We start from the raw sequence: 18,098 nt of genomic DNA on the forward strand, positions 1-18,098 counted from the left end.
ATTACCGCCGACCTAACGGCACCACCAGCGGCGTACCCGCCACCGGATCGTCAATAATCATGCAGCGCATGCCGTAGATCCGCGCGATCAGCTCTGGCGTCACAATCTCCTTCGGCGCGCCCTGCGCCACAATCTCGCCGTCGCGCAGCGCAATCAGATGCGTGGCGTAGCGGCACGCCTGGTTTAAATCATGCAGTACCGCCGCCAGGGTATACCCCTGCGTGCGGTTCAGCTCGCTCAGCAGCTCCAGCAGGTCAATCTGATGGCTGATGTCCAGCCAGGTCGTTGGCTCGTCCAGCAGCATAATGGCGGTTTCCTGCGCCAGCACCATCGCGATCCACGCCCGCTGTCGCTGTCCGCCGGAGAGGGTATCCACGCTTTGCTGAGCCAGATCGGTGATGCCCGTTGCCTGCATCGCGCGCTTCACGGCCTCGTCGTCCTCTTTGCGCCAGCGGGTAAACAGCGGCTGGTGTGGGTAGCGCCCGCGCGAGACCAGCTCCTGCACTGTGATGTCTCCCGGCGTGGTGGCGTTTTGCGCCAGCAGCCCGATGCGCCTGGCCACCTCTTTGCTGGCGAAGCGCTGGATCTGCTCCCCGTCGAGGAATACGCTGCCCTCTGTCGGCGACATCAGGCGGCTCAGAGTGCGCAGCAGGGTTGATTTGCCGCAGCCGTTCGGACCGATAATCGCGGTGAAGTGGCCGTCCGGAATGGCGACGGTTAAATCACGGGCAATGATTTTTTTGCCATAGCCGAGGGTCAAGTTTTCGCCGCGCAAGCGGGTTGTTGAATCTGTCATTTCTTGCGTGACTCCTGAACGAGCAAGACGATGAGGTAAATCCCGCCGAGGCTGACGGTCACCACGCCCACCGGCAGTTGATAAGGCATAAACAGCCGCTGGGCGCAGAGATCGGCGGCCAGCAGCAGCATCGCACCGCACAGGGCAGCCTGGGTCAAGCCCCAGCGCGCGGTGCCGCTAAGACGCCGCGCGATGTGCGGCGCGACAAGGGCAATAAACGAGATCGGCCCGGCAATCGCGGTGGACGCAGCGGTCAGCAATACCGCCACCAGCATCAGCATCAGGCGCGAACGCTCAACGCTCACGCCCAGCGCGCAGGCGCTGTCGTCGCCCATCTCCAGCAGGCGCATCCGGCGTACCAGCAGCAGGGCGCCGATAAACATCAGCAAAATCAGCGGCGCGGCGGGCCAGGTTTTGCCCCACGTCAGGCCGTTGAGGGAGCCGGCGTACCACAGCCCGGCGGAGAGCGCGGTTTCCAGAGACGCCTGCAACAAAAGCCAGGTGTTAAACGCCATCAGCATCGCGCGGATGCCGATCCCGATAATGATCAGCCGGAAGGTGTCAATGCCGTTGCGCCAGGCTAGGGCCCAGATAAGCAGCGAGGTCAGAATGCCGCCCGCCATCGCCGTAAAGGTAATGGCCGTCAGATGCTGCCCGAACAGCACCATCGCCACCAGCACGCCGCTCCACGCGCCGGTATTCAGGCCCATCACGTCCGGGCTGCCGAGGGGGTTACGCATCAGCGACTGGAAAATCGCGCCGCTGACGCCGAGCGCCGCGCCCACCAGGATCGCCATCGCCACGCGCGGCAGTCGCCATTCGGTGACCACCATGGTGATGTTACGCGGCGCGCTGCCGGTGAGGGCGTGAAAGACCTGCGCGAAATCAAGCGTTACGGCACCGCTTTGCAGGCTCCAGACCGCCAGCAGAGTAATGGCGATAGCCAGCAGGAAGACGCTGGTGAGTAAACGACGGGAAGGAGCCATCATGTGCCCCCTCCGCGTCTGCGACGTACCAGGAAGATCAGCACCGGCGCGCCGATAAACGCGCTCACCACCGAGACGCGCAGCTCGCCGGGCACCAGCAGGCGGCCCAGCACGTCGGCAAACAGCAGCAGGGCAGGGGTCGCCAGCAGCGTGACCGGCAGCGACCAGCGGTGGTCCGACCCCACCAGCCAGCGCGCCATGTGCGGCATCATCAGGCCGATAAAGGCGATCGGACCGACCACGGCGGTTGCGCTGCCGCTCAGCACGGTGATAGCGAGCAGGCCAGTCAGCTGCGTGCGCGCGACGCGGTTGCCGAGGGCGGTTGCGGTGTCGCTGCCGAGGCTCAGGCTGTTCAGCGACCGGCTTAAACACAGCGCCACGACGGCGGCGATAATGACCGGGATTGCCACCACGTTTAAGGTTTCAAGAGTCCGGATATCCAGCGAACCGGCCTGCCAGAAGCGCAGCTGGTCGTAGACGTCCGGGTTGAGCAGGGCGATGCCGCTGGACAAGCCTTCCAGCACCGCGGCCAGCGCCACGCCTGCCAGGGTCAAGCGTACCGGGCTGAGCTGCCCGCCGCCCTGGCTGCCGGTAAACGCGACCACCAGCGAGGCGGCCAGCGCGCCGCAGAAGGCCATCGCCAGCTGTTCAGAGGGTGACGTCAACCCGAACAGCGCTGCGCCGAGCACGATGGCAAAGCTGGCGCCGGAGTTGACGCCGAGAATGCCGGGGTCCGCCAGCGGGTTACGGGTAAGGGTTTGCATCAGGGCACCCGCAAGGCCGAGCGCGCCACCGGCCAGCAGTCCGGCAAGAGTGCGGGGCAGGCGGGCGTCGAGCACGATGGTGCAGTCCGCGCTCTGACAGGTTCCGGAGAGCGCATCAACGATAACGGACGCGGGTAGCGGCTTCGCGCCGACCAGCAGGCTGAGTGCAATCGCAAGGATTAGCAGTAGCAATAATACGGGCACGGCAATGGCGCGCACCGCAGAAGAGGAAAACGACATAGCAACATCCATGATTTGATAATGATAGTGATTATCGTTATCTATCTTATTTGGCTATGTTAGCATGTGCGCCCATGGAATGGGTAGAAATAGACTCAAGGCTTTGTCATGAATCAAAAATCCTGGCTGCTTAACCTCAGCCTGTTGAAAACGCACCCGGCGTATCGCGCCGTTTTTATCGCTCGCTTTATCTCCATTTTGTCCCTCGGCCTGCTCGGCGTCGCCGTGCCGGTACAGATCCAGACCATAACGCACTCCAGCTGGCTGGTGGGGTTATCGGTGACGTTAACCGGCGGGGCGATGTTTATCGGCCTGATGGTCGGCGGCGTGCTGGCGGATCGCTACGAGCGTAAGAAACTGATCCTGCTCGCGCGCGGCACCTGCGGCGTGGGCTTTATCGGGCTGTGTCTGAACGCGATGCTGCCGGAGCCGTCGCTGGTGGCGATTTATGCCCTGGGCCTGTGGGACGGTTTTTTCGCCTCGCTAGGCGTGACGGCGCTGCTGGCGGCGACGCCCGCGCTGGTGGGGCGCGAGAACCTGATGCAGGCGGGGGCGATCACCATGCTCACCGTGCGCCTCGGCTCGGTGATTTCGCCGATGGTGGGCGGCCTGCTGCTGGCCACCGGCAACGTGGCGTGGAACTACGGCCTTGCCGCGGCGGGCACCTTTATCACCACCCTGACGTTACTGCGTCTGCCGCTCCTGCCACCGCCGCCGCAGCCGCGCGAGCATCCGCTGAAGTCCCTGATGGCCGCGATTCGTTTTCTGTTCAGCAACCCGCTGATTGGCGGCATTGCACTGCTCGGCGGCCTGCTGACGATGGCGAGCGCAGTGCGCGTGCTTTACCCGGCGCTGGCGGGCGAGTGGCAGATGAGCGCCTCAGAGATTGGCGTGCTGTACGCCGCCATTCCGCTCGGTGCGGCCTGCGGGGCGCTGACCAGCGGCAACCTGGCGCAGAGCGCGCGGCCGGGGTTGATTATGCTGCTTGCCACGCTGGCCTCGTTTATCGCCATTGGCTTCTTCAGCCTGATGCCGGTCTGGGCGCTCGGGGTGATGTGTCTGGTGATCTTCGGCTGGCTGAGCGCCATCAGCTCGCTGCTGCAGTACACCCTGATCCAGACCCAGACGCCGGAAGGGATGCTCGGGCGCATCAACGGCCTGTGGACCGCGCAGAACGTCACGGGCGATGCCATCGGCGCGGCGATCCTCGGCGGGCTGGGGGCGATAATGACCCCGGTGGCGTCGGCGAGCAGCAGCGGGTTTGTGTTAGCGATGGTTGGCGCGATCTTACTGGTGGCGCTGGTGGAATTGCGGCGGTTCAGGCAGGAGGTCGCGTTGAACGACGGTGCGGCCTGATGCCCTCACCCCGGCCCTCTCCCACGGGGAGAGGGAGGGAAAATGCCTACTTAAACAACGCATTCAATCTGTCTAACACCAGCATCGCGCTGTAATAATCCAGGCGGAACGTCTCCGTTCCCAGCGCCCAGACGCGTTTGTTTTTCACCGACGGTAAATGCGCCAGCAGCGGGTTGGCGTAAATCGCATTCACGTCTTTCTCGTCGCCGGCAAACACGAACAGCCCTTCGCCGTTCAGCCCCGTCGCCAGATTTTCTCCACCCAGCTGAATAATGTCGTGACGCTTGCCCTGGCTTTTTGAGGTGTGCAGCCCATCGGGTAACGCCGCCAGCGTAAAGCCCAGCTGGTGTAACAGCTTGCCCTGCGCCGATTCTGTCGTCCACAGGTTCGCCGTGTGCGCGGCGGCGGTGTAGACGATGGCATTCACCGGCTGCGGCGGCAGTTTCATCTGCTGCTTCACCTGTGCGAGCTGTTTATCGAACGCGGCGATGCGTTCAGCGGCCTGTTTCTCTTGCCCGGTCATCGTGCCCAGCTGGGTCAGCAGTTCCTGCCAGCTTTTGTCGTCGTAATTGATGATAAGCGTCGGGGCGATGGCGGAGAGCTGATCGTACAGCGCCAGCGCGGAATCCCCGCCGGTGGCGCTGATCAAAATCAGATCCGGCATCTGGGCGGCCACCGCTTCGGCGCTCGGCTCGCCGATGTACAGCCGTGCAACCTTACGCTGTTTTGCAATATCCCCCCACTGGCGCAGGAAACCCTGCGCGTCCGCCACGCGGTTGTTCGGCGTGGTTGCGCCGCTGGCAATGACCGGCGCGTCAATCGCCAGCAGGGAGCCGGTTAAGGTCACGCTGGTAGAAACAATGCGCGTCGGTTTGCTCTCAAGCGTATGCACGCCGCGGCTGTCGTTGACCTGGCGCGGCCAGTCGGCGGCGGCGGCTGAGGTTAGTCCTAAAACAAAAAGTCCTGTCAGAAGAAGGGCATTGCGGCAAACGGCAGCGATTTTCACAGAGCGGCATCCTGTTTTTATTGAAGATAATGCTTCTCATTTTCATGGTTGCCGGGAAGGGATGCAAGCGTTTGTCGCAGAAGTTAATGGCCCGACGGTTGACAGCGGGGCGCTGTGGGATTAGGTTAGCCGACGAAAATATAAATGATAATCATTATTGCTTCTTTTATCATTTTGAGGAGGATGATATGGACACGTCCCTGGCTGAGGAAGTTCAGCACACCGCGACCACGCTGCAATCAGACAGCTTTTTCTTTATGTCGCCTTACCGCAGTTTTACCACCTCAGGCTGTTTTGCCCGATTCTCTGAACCTGCCGTCGGCGGCGACGATCCGGCGGGGCAGTTCCAGCAGAAATTAGCCCAGGCTTTCCGGGATGCGAAAGCCAGCGGCATCGCCCATCCCGTTATGGTAGGGGCCATCCCGTTCGATACCCGCAAGCCGTCTTCGCTGTTTATTCCGCAACGCTGGGAGACGTTTTCCCGCCCCGCGCGTCAGCAGTCCGCACGCTATTTCTCCGGCGCGCAGGCGCTGAAGGTGGAACAGCGCACTGAGATCCCCGCTCAGCCCGTTTTTGAAGAGATGGTCGCGCGCGCCGCATCGCTCACCGCCACGCCGCAGGTGAATAAGGTAGTGCTGTCGCGCCTGATTGATATCGCCACCGACAAAAAAATGGACAGCGGCGCGCTGATGGAGCGTCTGATCGCTCAGAACCCGGCGAGTTTTAACTTCCACGTGCCGCTGGAAGACGGCGGCGTGCTGCTCGGCGCCAGCCCGGAACTGCTGCTGCGCAAAGAGGGCAGGCACTTTAGCTCGCTGCCGCTGGCAGGCTCCGCGCGCCGCCAGCCGGACGACGTGCTGGATCGCGAGGCGGGCAATAAGCTGCTGGCCTCCGAAAAGGACCGCCACGAACACGACCTGGTGACCCAGGCGATGAAGGCCATTCTGGAACCGCGCAGCCATCATCTGAGCATGCCGTCTTCCCCGCAGCTCATCACCACGCCGACGCTGTGGCATCTGGCGACGCCGGTTGAAGGTGACGCGCGCGAGAACGAAAACGCCCTGACGCTGGCCTGCCTGCTGCACCCGACCCCGGCCCTGAGCGGCTTCCCGCATCAGGCGGCTAAAGAACTGATTGCCGAGCTGGAGCCGTTCGACCGTGAGCTGTTCGGCGGCATTGTCGGCTGGTGCGACAGCGAAGGCAACGGCGAGTGGGTGGTGACCATCCGCTGCGCGCGTCTTCACGAAAATACCGTTCGCCTGTTTGCCGGCGCGGGCATTGTGCCTGCCTCCTCCCCGGTGGGCGAGTGGCGTGAGACGGGCGTGAAGCTCTCCACCATGCTTAACGTGTTTGGTTTGCACTAAGGAATACCCATGACCATCCCTTTTACCCGCTGGCCTGAGGATTTTGCCCGCCGCTACCGTGAAAAAGGCTACTGGCAGGATCTGCCGCTGACCCACATCCTGACGGACCATGCGCAAAGCGATGCGGTCGCGATTATTGACGGCGATCGCCACATCACCTACCGCGCGTTTAATGAGGCGGTGACGAATCTGGCGTCTGCCCTCCAGGCGCAGGGGCTGCACCGCGGTGAGACCGCGCTGGTGCAGCTCGGCAACGTGGCCGAGTTTTACATCACTTTCTTTGCGCTGCTGCAAATTGGCGTCGCGCCGGTCAACGCGCTCTTTTGCCATCAACGCAGCGAACTGAACGCCTACGCGGTGCAGATAAAACCCGCCGTGCTGATCGCCGATCGCCAACATGCCCTGTTCGCGGGGGATGATTTTCTCAATACCTTTGTGAATGAACACCGCTCGGTTCGCGCCGTGCTGCTGCGCGGCGATAAGGGTGAACATGCGCTGGAAGCGGCGATTGCGCGCCCGGCGGACAACTTCATCCCGAACCCGACGCCCGCAGACGAGGTGGCGTTCTTCCAGCTCTCCGGCGGCAGCACCGGCACGCCGAAGCTGATCCCGCGTACGCACAACGACTACGACTACAGCATCCGCCGCAGCAATGAAATCTGCGGCATCACTGCGCACACCCGCTATCTGAACGCGCTTCCCGCAGCGCATAACTACGCCATGAGCTCGCCGGGATCGTTAGGCGTATTCACGGCGGGCGGCTGCGTGGTGCTGGCGAACGATCCGAGCGCCACGCTCTGCTTCCCGCTGATTGAGCAGCATCAGATCAACGTGACGTCGCTGGTCCCTCCGGCGGTGAGCCTCTGGCTGCAGGCGATTGCCGACGGCGCGGGGAACGCGCAGCTGAAATCCCTCAAGCTGCTCCAGGTGGGCGGCGCACGCCTCTCCGCCACGCTCGCGGCGCGTATTCCGGCGGAAATCGGCTGCCAGCTGCAGCAGGTGTTTGGCATGGCGGAAGGGCTGGTGAACTACACCGCCCTCGACGACGCACCGGAACGCATCATCAACACCCAGGGCCGCCCAATGTGTCCGGACGACGAGGTGTGGGTGGCGGACGAGGACGGCAACCCGCTCCCGCGCGGGGAAGTCGGACGTTTGATGACGCGCGGCCCATACACCTTCCGCGGCTATTTCAACAGCCCGGAGCACAACGCCAGCGCCTTTGATGCCAACGGTTTCTACTGCTCCGGCGATCTGATCGCCATCGATGAGCAGGGCTACATCACCGTGCAGGGGCGCGAGAAAGATCAGATCAACCGCGGTGGCGAAAAGATTGCCGCCGAAGAGATCGAAAACCTGCTGCTGCGCCACGAGGCGGTGATCCACGCCGCGCTGGTGAGCATGGAGGACACCCTGCTGGGCGAAAAAAGCTGTGCGTATCTGGTGGTGAAACAGCCCCTGCGCGCGGTTGAGGTGCGCCGCTTCCTGCGTGAGCAGGGCGTTGCCGAATTTAAGCTGCCGGACCGCGTGGAGAGCGTGGATGCGCTTCCGCTCACGCCGGTCGGCAAAGTTGATAAGAAACAGTTGCGCCTGTGGCTTGCTGAACGCGCCCGGGGCTGAGGAACAGAGAATGGCCATTCCAAAATTAACCGCTTACGCGCTGCCAACCGCCGCAGAGCTGCCGACCAACAAGGTGAACTGGGCGTTTGAGCCGGAGCGCGCCGCGCTGCTGATCCACGATATGCAGGAGTATTTCCTGAACTTCTGGGGCGAAAATAGCGACATGATGCAGCAGGTGGTGGCGAACATCGCTAAACTGCGCGCTTACTGCAAAGAACACAATATCCCGGTGTACTACACCGCGCAGCCGAAAGAGCAGAGCGATGAAGACCGCGCCCTGCTGAACGACATGTGGGGGCCGGGCCTGACCCGCTCGCCGGAGCAGCAGCGCATCGTGGCTGAACTGACGCCGGACGAAGCGGACACCGTGCTGGTGAAGTGGCGCTACAGCGCGTTTCACCGCTCGCCGCTGGAGCAGATGCTGAAAGAGACCGGCCGCAACCAGCTGCTGATTACCGGCGTTTATGCCCACATCGGCTGCATGACCACCGCTACCGACGCCTTTATGCGCGACATCAAGCCGTTCTTTATCGCCGACGCGCTGGCGGACTTCACCCGCGACGAGCACCTGATGTCGCTGAAATACGTGGCAGGACGTTCGGGCCGCGTGGTGATGACCGACGAGCTGCTGCCGTCCGTTCCGGCAACGAAAGCCGCGCTGCGCGAGCTGATCCTGCCGCTGCTGGACGAGTCCGACGAGCCGATGGATGACGAAAACCTGATCGACTACGGTCTGGACTCGGTGCGCATGATGGCGCTGGCCGCCCGCTGGCGGAAGGTGCACGGCGACATCGACTTCGTGATGCTGGCGAAAAATCCGACCCTTGACGCCTGGTGGGCGCTGCTCTCCCGTGAGGTGAAGTGATGGCGGGGTTCGATTTTACCGGTAAAACGGTTTGGGTAACGGGCGCGGGTAAAGGTATTGGCTATGCGACCGCGCTGGCCTTTGTGGAGGCGGGCGCGCGGGTGACCGGGTTCGATCTGGCCTTCCCGCAGGACGATTATCCGTTTGCCACCGAAACGCTGGACGTGGCGGATGCGTCGCAGGTGGGCGACGTCTGCGGGCGCTTACTTGGCACCCTTGAGCGCCTCGACGTGCTGGTTAACGCGGCGGGCATTCTGCGCATGGGCGCGACGGACGAGCTTTCGCAGGAGGACTGGCAGCAGACCTTTGCGGTTAACGTCGGCGGCGCGTTTAACCTGTTTCAGCAGACGATGGGCCAGTTCCGCCGTCAGCAGGGCGGAGCGATAGTGACCGTGGCCTCCGACGCGGCGCACACCCCGCGCATCGGCATGAGTGCCTACGGCGCGTCGAAGGCAGCGCTGAAAAGCCTGGCGCTGACCGTCGGGCTGGAGCTGGCGGGCAGCGGCGTGCGCTGTAACCTGGTGTCGCCGGGCTCAACGGACACCGACATGCAGCGCACCCTGTGGAAAAGCGACGATGCGGAGCAGCAGCGCATTCGCGGCTTTGGCGAGCAGTTCAAGCTCGGCATTCCGCTCGGCAAAATCGCCCGTCCGCGGGAAATTGCCGCCACCGTGCTGTTCCTTGCGTCCGATGCCGCCAGCCATATTACCCTGCAGGATATCGTGGTGGACGGCGGCTCCACACTGGGGGCGTAATGATCTGGAAACGTCATTTATCGCTTGAAGAACTGAACGCCACCAGCGTGAACACCCTGGTGGCGCATCTGGGCATCGTCTATACCCGCCTCGGGGACGACACGCTGGAAGCGGAGATGCCGGTGGATGCCCGTACCCATCAGCCGTTTGGCCTGCTGCACGGCGGGGCGTCGGCGGCGCTGGCGGAAACGCTGGGCTCAATGGCCGGTTTTCTGATGACCCGCGACGGGCAGAACGTGGTCGGCACAGAGCTGAACGCCACGCACCATCGCGCGGTCTCTCACGGTAAGGTGCGCGGCGTGTGTCAGCCGCTGCATCTGGGGCGTTCGAGCCAGAGCTGGGAGATCGTGGTATTCGACGAGCAGGGGCGGCGGTGCTGTACCTGTCGGTTGAGCACGATGGTGCTGGGGTAGGCCATTCAGCTGAAAGTGATCGGCTTAACACTGTGGTGTAAATCTCTGGTTTGACCACGCATTATTGCGTTTCAAAGTTGTTAAATTTTATCCGTTGTTCTAGAAACAAAATGTAACATCTCACTGTTTCACAACAACGGACAACAACTATGAACAACTCAGGGAAATATCTTACGTGGGCGGTGCTCTCCGTTGTGGGAGCCTTTGCCCTGGGCTATATCGCCCTCAACCGGGGGGAGCAGATCAATGCGCTCTGGATCGTCGTCGCCTCCGTCTGCATTTATCTCATTGCGTACCGTTTTTATGGCCGCTATATCGCAAAGACGGTACTGGGCGTAGACGGCACACGCATGACGCCTGCCGTACGCCACAACGACGGGCTGGACTACGTGCCGACCGATAAAAAAGTGCTGTTCGGTCACCATTTCGCGGCGATTGCCGGAGCAGGCCCGCTGGTGGGGCCGGTGCTTGCGGCGCAGATGGGCTACCTGCCGGGGATGATCTGGATCCTCGCGGGGGTGGTGCTGGCGGGCGCGGTGCAGGACTTTATGGTGCTGTTCGTCTCCACCCGTCGCGACGGCCGTTCTCTGGGTGAGCTGGTGAAAGAGGAGATGGGGGCAACCGCCGGGGTGATTGCGCTGGTGGCGACCTTTATGATCATGGTGATCATCCTCGCGGTGCTGGCGATGATCGTGGTGAAAGCGCTGACCCACAGCCCGTGGGGAACCTACACGGTCGCCTTTACCATTCCGCTGGCGCTGTTTATGGGGATTTACATTCGCTACCTGCGCCCCGGGCGCATTGGTGAAGTCTCTGTCATTGGCCTGGTGTTCCTGGTATTTGCGATTATCTCCGGCGGCTGGGTGGCGGAAAGCCCGACCTGGGCACCGTTCTTCGACTTTACCGGCGTGCAGCTGACCTGGATGCTGGTGGGCTACGGCTTTGTGGCGGCGGTGCTGCCGGTGTGGCTGCTGCTGGCCCCGCGCGATTACCTCTCAACCTTCCTGAAAATCGGCACCATCGTCGGTCTGGCCATCGGCATTCTGATTATGCGCCCGACCCTGACCATGCCTGCGCTGACCAAATTCATCGACGGTACCGGCCCGGTCTGGACTGGTAACCTGTTCCCGTTCCTGTTTATTACCATCGCCTGCGGCGCGGTGTCCGGCTTCCACGCGCTGATCGCCTCCGGAACCACGCCGAAGATGCTGGCCAACGAGAATCAGGCCTGCCTGATTGGCTACGGCGGCATGCTGATGGAGTCCTTCGTGGCGATTATGGCGCTGGTCTCCGCCTGCATTATTGATCCGGGCGTTTACTTTGCGATGAACAGCCCGATGGCGGTACTGGCCCCGGCTGGCACCGTTGACGTGGTAGCGTCCGCCGCGCAGGTGGTGAGCGGCTGGGGCTTTGCCATTACCCCGGAAACGCTGACGCATATCGCTACTGAGGTGGGCGAGCAGTCAATTATCTCCCGCGCGGGCGGGGCGCCGACGCTGGCGGTGGGCATGGCCTACATCCTGCACGGCGCGCTGGGCGGGCTGATGGACGTGTCGTTCTGGTATCACTTCGCCATTCTGTTCGAGGCGCTGTTTATCCTGACGGCGGTGGATGCGGGAACCCGTGCGGCGCGCTTTATGCTACAGGATCTGCTGGGGGTGATCTCCCCGAACCTGAAGCGGACCGATTCGCTCCCGGCTAACCTGTTGGCGACGGCGCTGTGCGTGCTGGCGTGGGGCTACTTCCTGCATCAGGGCGTGGTCGATCCGCTGGGCGGGATCAACACCTTGTGGCCGCTGTTCGGTATCGCCAACCAGATGCTGGCGGGCATGGCGCTGATGCTCTGCGCGGTGGTGCTGTTCAAGATGAAGCGCCAGCGCTACGCGTGGGTGGCGCTGGTGCCAACCGCCTGGCTGCTAATCTGTACCCTGACGGCGGGCTGGCAAAAAGCCTTCAGCCCGGACAATAAGGTGGGCTTCCTGGCGATCGCCAACAAGTTCCAGGCGATGATCGACAGCGGCAAGATCCCGGCGCAGTACACCGAATCGCAGTTGTCGCAGTTGGTGTTCAACAACCGTCTGGATGCCGGACTGACCATCTTCTTTATGGTGGTGGTTGTGGTGCTGGCGTTGTATTCTCTGAAAACCGCGCTGGCGGCGCTGAAGGTCGACACGCCGACGGCGAAAGAGACGCCGTACGAGCCGATGCCTGAAAACCTGGACGAGATTGTGACCCAGGCGAAAGGGGCGCATTAACCTGTGTGCCGGGTGGCGCTAGCGCTTACCCGGCCTACATTTCCAGTGAGACCAGAATGATGTTCGACACCCTCTCCAAAGCAGGTAAGTACCTGGGCCAGGCCGCCAAAATGATGATTGGCGTGCCGGATTACGATAACTACGTCGAGCATATGCGCGTCAACCACCCGGACCAGACGCCGATGACCTACGAAGAGTTTTTCCGCGACCGCCAGGACGCCCGCTACGGCGGCAAGGGCGGGGCGAAGTGCTGTTAACCCTCTTTCGGTAAATAGAGGCTGATTTGCTCCTGCTTGCAGCCATAAATTGCCGCCAGCTTTTCGCGGGTGCGCTTTTGCGGACGGGAGTCCAGCGCTTCAAGCTGTGATACGGCGGACTGGCTGATGCCGAGTTTTTCCGCCACCTCCTGCTGTGACATGCCGCGCAGAATGCGCCATGCGGCCTGCAGGCTGACGTTCTGCCAGGTCATGATGCTGCACACGTCTCCAGGCAATTCCACGTCATCATAGCAATCGTGTTCGACTTCAATATCCTCCAGATCGTCGTCGGTTTCGTCGTCGATCTCCGCCATCTGTAAGCACATGCGAAAGTATTCATCATAGGGAATAACTACGTACTGCGTTTTTCCGTTATCGTCCTTAATTAGCTGAACAGCCATAGGGAGCGTTCTCCTCGTGAAGGTAAGTCGTTGATGTTCTGCGTTTGACGGCTAAAACATAACAATGGGTATTGGGATTGTCCCGAAGTGTAATCAGGATGCGGTAATCGCCAACGCGTAGCCGGAAATGATTTTCTTTCGCCGATATTTTTTTGATATCGGGTCGGGGTGCCGAGCGGTCATCCAGTTCGGCAAGCTTTACCTCAATGCGGCGTTGATACCGCTCGTCAATTCTAGAAAAAGCCTTTTTTGCACCATTAGACCAGACAATCTTCATCCGTACCTCCACTGTACGCCCACACAAAATATAAGGAAATAATAAGACTATTAGATAAATTCCGAATTTCTTATGGGGTACTGTAGAGCGGAAAAAAAGCGCCGGTAAGAGGCAAAACGCAAACCGTCGAGGCGGCTCGAAAAGGCCTCTGCCGGGCGACAGAGGCTTGCAGGAAAAATGCGATCAGGCGTTCAAACCGCCGTCCACGTCCAGACCGGTGCCTGAGATCTGCCCGGCTGCCGGGCTGGCAAGGAAGGTGACCGCCGCCGCAACGTCTTCCGGCTGGCCGTAATGGCCCAGGGCAATAAGCTGACGCTGTGAGTCAGCCTGCTCACCGTCCTCCGGGTTCATATCGCTGTTGGTCGGGCCGGGGTGCACCAGGTTAACGGTAATACCGCGCGGGCCAAGATCGCGGGCCAGACCACGGGTGAGGGAGTTCAGTGCAGATTTGGTCATTGAGTAGACGGCAATCCCCGGCTGTGCCACGCGGTTCGCCAGACAACTGCCGATGTTGATAATGCGCCCGCCGTCAGACATATGCACCAGCGCTTCCTGAATAGCGATCACCACGCCGCGGATGTTGACGTTGATGAGGGCGTCGATGTCCGCCAGCGTCATGGACTCCAGCGGGCCGCCGCGCGCGATACCGGCGTTATTGACCAGGATGTCCAGCCCGCCGAGAGAGCGTGCCGCATGGGTGACGGCATCCTGAATCGCCTGCGCGCTGGCGCTGTCCGCCTGAATGGCCTCGCCGTGCCGCCCCAGCGCCTTAATTTCATCCGCGACCGCCTGGGCTTTATCGGCGGATTTTTCATAGGTGATGACCACATCGGCACCGGCGCGCGCCAGCGACAGGGCAATCGCACGACCCAGCCCGCGGCTGGCGCCGGTAACCAGCGCCTTTTTACCTGTTAAATCGATCTGCATGATGACCTCGTTACGAGAGTGGTGAGAACCATCATTAGGTATAGCCCGTCGGTGCAATTAACGGCGGAAGGATTCTACTTTCTCAAACGCGGCGCGCAGAACCTCAGGCGTTAACGTCACCGGCAGATAGTGAATCGACTCCACCGGGCGCAGCGTGTGGGCGATGACCTTGTCGAGATCGTCGCGGTTATTGATGTCGACGTCCAGCTCGCGAAGCGTGGTCGGCAGGTTAAAGCGCCGGTATGCCGCCACCAGCTGTGCCAGCACGTCGTCCTGGCCGAGCAGGGCGCTCTGCACCAGAATGCCGTAGGCCACCTTGGTGCCGTGCAGGTATTTTTCCGTCTGCGGCAGCACGGTCAAGCCGTTGTGCACCGCGTGCGCCGCCGCCACGCGGGTGTAGCGCTCCCCCAGACCGCCCACCATCCCGCCGCCGGCAATAATGGCGTCCACCACGTCCCGAAACGCCTGCGTTAGCTCGCCGCGCTGCTGGTCTTCTAGCGCCTCTTCGCTGCGCTCCAGCAGCACGTCGCGGATCGCCAGCGCACCGTTGAGGCCGAGACGCACGGTGAGGGGTAGGATCTCAGGTTGAGGAGCGAGAACCGCCGCTTCGTACCACTTCGCCAGCGTATCGCCGATGCCCGCCAGCAAATATTCCGCCGGGGCGTTCAGAATGATTCGCGGCTCCACCAGCACCAGAAAGTTAGCGTCGTTAAAAATCTCAAACTGCAGCGCCTGACCGGCATCGTTGTACCAGACGGAGAGCGGCGTCCACGCTGCGCAGGTGGCGGCGATGGTGGGAATGCCCACGAACGGAACGCCTAAGCGGCGCGCCACGGCCTTGACGGTGTCCATCACCGCGCCGCCGCCCACGCCAATCACCACGCTGGCATCGCTGCCGGATCCGTTCACCAGACGGGTGACGTCGCGCTCGCTGCAGTGGCCCTTAAACAGCAGGTGCTTCGCCCCCGGCGCGTTAAAGCTCTCCGGCAGGAACGGGCGCGCGCCCTCTATTGCGCGCTCGCCGTAAATCCACACCGCGCGGGAAAGCTGTTCCGGGGTAAAGAAGTCATTCAGATGCGCAAGGCTTCCGGAATGGGAGAAGTAGTTCGCCGGGCCGGGCACGACGCGGATGTCGGTGTTGCTCATGGTGTTGTCCTTTTTTCGCAAGCGCTAACCCGATGTTATGTCTGGACATCCGGATGGCTAATAATATTTCGCTTTATCTTATGCCTTTTCCGTCGTTGTCAGTCAACCGGAGCTGTGAAAAATTCGATAAATCAGAAGAGTTATGAAGGATTTACGCGGATGGTTTCCAGTCGCCTTGAAATGCGCGGTATCAGCCTGGCCTTTTCCGGCTTTCAGGCGCTGACGCGCGTGGACTTCACGCTGAACGGCGGGTCGGTGCATGCGCTGACTGGCGCCAACGGTGCGGGGAAATCAACGCTGATGGCGGTGCTGTGCGGGACGCACGACCACTATGAGGGCGAAATCTCCATTAACAACCAGCCGGTAAACATTCGCGAGCCGCTGGACGCCAAACGGCTGGGCATCCACCTCGTGCAGCAGGAGGTGGACGTGGCGCTGATCCCCGGGCTGAGCATTGCGGAGAACATCATGCTCGACCAGCTGGCGCAGCCGGGGCACCGCTACCGCTGGCGCACCGTTCGTCAGCAGGCGCGGCAGGCGCTGGCGCAGCTCGACGTTACACTGGACGTTCGCCGCTCCATCGACGGCTGTTCGCTGGCCGAAAAGCAGCAGATTTTGCTGGCACGCGCTTTGTCCCACCACTGCCGTTTTTTGATTCTTGACGAGCCCACCGCGCCGCTGGACGCGCACGAGAGCGAGCGTCTGTTTGCGGTGGTAAGACGTCTGCAACAGCAGGGCATCGGCGTGGTGTTTATCTCCCACCGCATTCACGAGCTAAAAGCTATCTGCGACACCCTGACGGTGCTGCGCGACGGCAAGCTGATTGAGTCTGGCCCGATGGCCGATCTCAGCGGTGAAGAAATTGTTGAGAAGATGCTCGGCCACGTGCTGAGCGATATCTACCCGCCCGCGCGACCGCCGCACGGCGACGAAACGCTGTTGCGAGTGGAAGGGCTGCACGACGACGCGCTGCTGAAGGATATCTCCCTGCACCTGCGTAAAGGCGAAATCCTCGGCATTGCCGGGCTGGCGGGGGCGGGGAAAACCGAACTCTGCAAGGCGCTGTTTGGCGCCAGCAAAAGCCGCGTGGCGCGCGGTGAGCTGAATCATCAATCCTGGCAGCCGCGCGATCCGGCAGACTCGGTGCTGCGCGGCCTGGCGCTGGTGCCGGAGGAGCGGCGCAAGGAGGGCATTTTTATCGACGAGCCGGTAAGCATGAACCTTGCCGTGAGCGCCGATAACAGCTTTTCGCGCTGGAGCCTGTTCGGCTATCGTCAGGCGTGGCGCTGGGCGGAAGAGGTCATTGCCCGCGTCGGCGTTCGCGCCCGCGGTCCCGGGCAGGTTTTGCGACGTCTCTCCGGCGGTAACCAGCAGAAGGTCGCCATCGGCAAGTGGCTGCGTAATGACGCCAGCGTGCTGATCTTCGACGAGCCGACCAAAGGCGTGGACGTGAAGGCCAAAACCGATCTGTTCCAGCTGATTGACGGCCTGGCTCGCGAGGGCAAAGGGGTGATTTACGCCTCCGGCGAGTTTGCCGAGCTGGTGGGACTGTGCGACCGCATCTGCGTCCTTTGGGACGGGCGCATCGTGGCAGAAATCGCCGGGGCCGAGGCCCGTGAAGAGACACTACTTTATTATTCAACCGGAGGAACGGCGTCGTGAGCAAGGCCCTTTCAGTAAACGCGACGGCGTCTGGCCGTCAGCAACTTTTTGATTTTCTCTATAAATGGGGCATGCTGCTCACCGTCGTCGCGCTGGTGGCCGTCTTTGGCCTGGCGTCGGACAGCTTCCTCGACCCGAACAACATCATCAATATTCTGCGCTCGATTGCCATCGTGACGGTGATTGCCGTTGGCGTGTCGATTTCGCTGACCGTCGGCGGGTTCGATCTCTCCGTGGGCTCCACGGCGTCGCTGGCGAACGCGCTGGTCATTTCGCTTTTCGTCTGGCACGGCTTCGGCACCACCGAGTCGATTGTAATCACTCTCGCGCTCTGCACGCTGGTCGGCCTGTTTAACGCTTTCCTGATCGTCATCCTGCGTATTCCGGACATGCTCGCCACCCTCGCCAGCTTGTTTGTCATCCAGGGCGTGGCGATGACCTATAGCTACGGCGGGTCGATTACCGAGAATATGGTGCTGCCGAGCGGCGACATGGCGGAAGGGACCATTCCGGCGGCGTTCAGCCTGCTGGGGCAGGTGCCGACCATCGTCATCATCATGCTGGCGGTGACCCTTCTGGCGCAGCTGGGGCTGTCGCTGACCACTCACGGACGCCGGATGTACGCCATTGGCGGCAACCCGGAAGCGGCGCGCCTCTCGGGCATTCGCACCACGCGCTACAAGGTGGCGGCCTATGTGATTGCCTCGCTGCTGGCGGGGCTGGGCGGCATTCTGCTGGCCTCCCGCATCGGATCGTCGCAGGTCAATGCGGGTGGCGGCTATCTCATGGATGCGGTGGCCGCGGCGTGGATCGGCTTCTCGCTGGCCGGGTCCGGCAAGCCGAACGCGCTTGGCACGCTGGTGGGGGCGGTGATCCTCGGCGTGCTGTCGAACGGGCTGGTGATGCTCTCCGTGCCGTATTACGCCATGGACATAATAAAAGGGCTGGTGCTCGCGGTAGCGCTGGCGATTACCTACATACAAAAACGCTGACAACACAACGGGATAA

18 protein-coding genes are annotated in these 18,098 nt (G+C 61.9%); 10 read left to right on the forward strand and 8 right to left on the reverse strand.

Features of this window, described 5'->3' with window-relative positions; translation table 11 throughout:
- Position 1: 1 nt before the first annotated feature.
- The 3 genes from fepC to fepD are packed head-to-tail and all read right to left on the reverse strand — an operon-like array spanning position 2 to position 2,786.
- Entirely contained in the window at positions 2-796 is a 795-nt protein-coding gene (gene fepC, locus IM295_RS12840; RefSeq protein WP_059357479.1) for an iron-enterobactin ABC transporter ATP-binding protein, read from the reverse strand.
- Positions 793-1,782, reverse strand: coding sequence for an iron-enterobactin ABC transporter permease (gene fepG, locus IM295_RS12845; protein ID WP_120266909.1), 990 nt, complete (start codon positions 1,780-1,782; stop codon positions 793-795). The genes fepC and fepG overlap by 4 nt, the downstream gene beginning before the upstream one ends.
- Positions 1,782-2,786, reverse strand: a complete 1,005-nt coding sequence (gene fepD, locus IM295_RS12850; protein ID WP_193066779.1) for a Fe(3+)-siderophore ABC transporter permease — start codon at positions 2,784-2,786, stop codon at positions 1,782-1,784. The genes fepG and fepD overlap by 1 nt, the downstream gene beginning before the upstream one ends.
- 108 nt (positions 2,787-2,894) lie before the next feature.
- Between fepD and entS the strand changes: the two genes are divergently transcribed.
- Positions 2,895-4,142 carry an enterobactin transporter EntS gene (gene entS / locus IM295_RS12855; protein ID WP_193066780.1) on the forward strand — a complete coding sequence of 416 codons (1,248 nt, stop codon included), beginning with the start codon at positions 2,895-2,897 and terminating at the stop codon, positions 4,140-4,142.
- A gap of 46 nt (positions 4,143-4,188) precedes the next feature.
- Here entS and fepB read toward each other — a convergent pair whose 3' ends face one another.
- Positions 4,189-5,148 carry a Fe2+-enterobactin ABC transporter substrate-binding protein gene (gene fepB, locus IM295_RS12860; RefSeq protein ID WP_150143036.1) on the reverse strand — a complete coding sequence of 320 codons (960 nt, stop codon included), beginning with the start codon at positions 5,146-5,148 and terminating at the stop codon, positions 4,189-4,191.
- Between the two features lie 188 nt (positions 5,149-5,336).
- On the opposite strand from fepB, the gene entC reads away from it, so the two are divergent.
- From entC to IM295_RS12895, 7 genes are all read left to right on the forward strand, one after another.
- Entirely contained in the window at positions 5,337-6,512 is a 1,176-nt protein-coding gene (gene entC, locus IM295_RS12865) for an isochorismate synthase EntC (RefSeq protein WP_048961277.1), read from the forward strand.
- A gap of 9 nt (positions 6,513-6,521) precedes the next feature.
- Positions 6,522-8,132 carry a (2,3-dihydroxybenzoyl)adenylate synthase EntE gene (gene entE / locus IM295_RS12870; RefSeq protein WP_193066781.1) on the forward strand — a complete coding sequence of 537 codons (1,611 nt, stop codon included), beginning with the start codon at positions 6,522-6,524 and terminating at the stop codon, positions 8,130-8,132.
- Positions 8,133-8,142: 10 nt separating this feature from the next.
- Positions 8,143-8,997 carry an isochorismatase gene (locus IM295_RS12875; protein ID WP_063154729.1) on the forward strand — a complete coding sequence of 285 codons (855 nt, stop codon included), beginning with the start codon at positions 8,143-8,145 and terminating at the stop codon, positions 8,995-8,997.
- Positions 8,997-9,752, forward strand: a complete 756-nt coding sequence (gene entA, locus IM295_RS12880; RefSeq protein WP_049138725.1) for a 2,3-dihydro-2,3-dihydroxybenzoate dehydrogenase EntA — start codon at positions 8,997-8,999, stop codon at positions 9,750-9,752. The genes IM295_RS12875 and entA overlap by 1 nt, the downstream gene beginning before the upstream one ends.
- A complete protein-coding gene (gene entH / locus IM295_RS12885; protein WP_069733602.1) occupies positions 9,752-10,165 on the forward strand; it encodes a proofreading thioesterase EntH in 414 nt (137 codons plus the stop codon). The genes entA and entH overlap by 1 nt, the downstream gene beginning before the upstream one ends.
- A 149-nt stretch (positions 10,166-10,314) precedes the next feature.
- Positions 10,315-12,420 (forward strand): pyruvate/proton symporter CstA, encoded by a 2,106-nt coding sequence (gene cstA / locus IM295_RS12890; RefSeq protein WP_193066782.1) that lies wholly within the window; start codon positions 10,315-10,317, stop codon positions 12,418-12,420.
- Positions 12,421-12,479: 59 nt separating this feature from the next.
- Entirely contained in the window at positions 12,480-12,677 is a 198-nt protein-coding gene (locus IM295_RS12895) for a YbdD/YjiX family protein (RefSeq protein WP_006809671.1), read from the forward strand.
- Here IM295_RS12895 and IM295_RS12900 read toward each other — a convergent pair.
- The 4 genes from IM295_RS12900 to IM295_RS12915 form a co-directional block, all read right to left on the reverse strand.
- Positions 12,674-13,078, reverse strand: a complete 405-nt coding sequence (locus IM295_RS12900; RefSeq protein WP_047367705.1) for a helix-turn-helix domain-containing protein — start codon at positions 13,076-13,078, stop codon at positions 12,674-12,676. The genes IM295_RS12895 and IM295_RS12900 overlap by 4 nt on opposite strands.
- Positions 13,059-13,355 carry a type II toxin-antitoxin system RelE/ParE family toxin gene (locus tag IM295_RS12905; RefSeq protein WP_048338850.1) on the reverse strand — a complete coding sequence of 99 codons (297 nt, stop codon included), beginning with the start codon at positions 13,353-13,355 and terminating at the stop codon, positions 13,059-13,061. The genes IM295_RS12900 and IM295_RS12905 overlap by 20 nt, the downstream gene beginning before the upstream one ends.
- 183 nt (positions 13,356-13,538) lie before the next feature.
- Complete coding sequence (locus IM295_RS12910; protein WP_028012303.1) at positions 13,539-14,282, reverse strand: SDR family NAD(P)-dependent oxidoreductase; 744 nt, start codon at positions 14,280-14,282, stop codon at positions 13,539-13,541.
- Between the two features lie 57 nt (positions 14,283-14,339).
- Positions 14,340-15,428 carry an oxidoreductase gene (locus tag IM295_RS12915; protein WP_193066783.1) on the reverse strand — a complete coding sequence of 363 codons (1,089 nt, stop codon included), beginning with the start codon at positions 15,426-15,428 and terminating at the stop codon, positions 14,340-14,342.
- A gap of 159 nt (positions 15,429-15,587) precedes the next feature.
- Between IM295_RS12915 and IM295_RS12920 the strand changes: the two genes are divergently transcribed.
- Together IM295_RS12920 and IM295_RS12925 are read left to right on the forward strand one after the other, a co-directional pair.
- Positions 15,588-17,090 (forward strand): sugar ABC transporter ATP-binding protein, encoded by a 1,503-nt coding sequence (locus tag IM295_RS12920; RefSeq protein WP_193066784.1) that lies wholly within the window; start codon positions 15,588-15,590, stop codon positions 17,088-17,090.
- Positions 17,087-18,082, forward strand: coding sequence for an ABC transporter permease (locus IM295_RS12925; RefSeq protein ID WP_048999873.1), 996 nt, complete (start codon positions 17,087-17,089; stop codon positions 18,080-18,082). Before IM295_RS12920 ends, IM295_RS12925 begins: the two co-directional genes overlap by 4 nt.
- The last annotated feature ends 16 nt before the right edge of the window (positions 18,083-18,098 follow it).

It is taken from the genome of Enterobacter cloacae complex sp. P14RS (assembly GCF_014895895.1).
Taxonomy (GTDB): domain Bacteria; phylum Pseudomonadota; class Gammaproteobacteria; order Enterobacterales; family Enterobacteriaceae; genus Enterobacter; species Enterobacter bugandensis.

Coding starts and splice junctions, on each gene's coding strand:
- fepC (WP_059357479.1), bottom strand. CDS start 796: ATGACAGATTCAACAACCCGCTTGCGCGGCGAAAACTTGACCCTCGGC.
- fepG (WP_120266909.1), bottom strand. CDS start 1,782: ATGGCTCCTTCCCGTCGTTTACTCACCAGCGTCTTCCTGCTGGCTATC.
- fepD (WP_193066779.1), bottom strand. CDS start 2,786: ATGTCGTTTTCCTCTTCTGCGGTGCGCGCCATTGCCGTGCCCGTATTA.
- entS (WP_193066780.1), top strand. CDS start 2,895: ATGAATCAAAAATCCTGGCTGCTTAACCTCAGCCTGTTGAAAACGCAC.
- entC (WP_048961277.1), top strand. CDS start 5,337: ATGGACACGTCCCTGGCTGAGGAAGTTCAGCACACCGCGACCACGCTG.
- entE (WP_193066781.1), top strand. CDS start 6,522: ATGACCATCCCTTTTACCCGCTGGCCTGAGGATTTTGCCCGCCGCTAC.
- IM295_RS12875 (WP_063154729.1), top strand. CDS start 8,143: ATGGCCATTCCAAAATTAACCGCTTACGCGCTGCCAACCGCCGCAGAG.
- entA (WP_049138725.1), top strand. CDS start 8,997: ATGGCGGGGTTCGATTTTACCGGTAAAACGGTTTGGGTAACGGGCGCG.
- entH (WP_069733602.1), top strand. CDS start 9,752: ATGATCTGGAAACGTCATTTATCGCTTGAAGAACTGAACGCCACCAGC.
- cstA (WP_193066782.1), top strand. CDS start 10,315: ATGAACAACTCAGGGAAATATCTTACGTGGGCGGTGCTCTCCGTTGTG.
- IM295_RS12895 (WP_006809671.1), top strand. CDS start 12,480: ATGTTCGACACCCTCTCCAAAGCAGGTAAGTACCTGGGCCAGGCCGCC.
- IM295_RS12900 (WP_047367705.1), bottom strand. CDS start 13,078: ATGGCTGTTCAGCTAATTAAGGACGATAACGGAAAAACGCAGTACGTA.
- IM295_RS12905 (WP_048338850.1), bottom strand. CDS start 13,355: ATGAAGATTGTCTGGTCTAATGGTGCAAAAAAGGCTTTTTCTAGAATT.
- IM295_RS12910 (WP_028012303.1), bottom strand. CDS start 14,282: ATGCAGATCGATTTAACAGGTAAAAAGGCGCTGGTTACCGGCGCCAGC.
- IM295_RS12915 (WP_193066783.1), bottom strand. CDS start 15,428: ATGAGCAACACCGACATCCGCGTCGTGCCCGGCCCGGCGAACTACTTC.
- IM295_RS12920 (WP_193066784.1), top strand. CDS start 15,588: ATGGTTTCCAGTCGCCTTGAAATGCGCGGTATCAGCCTGGCCTTTTCC.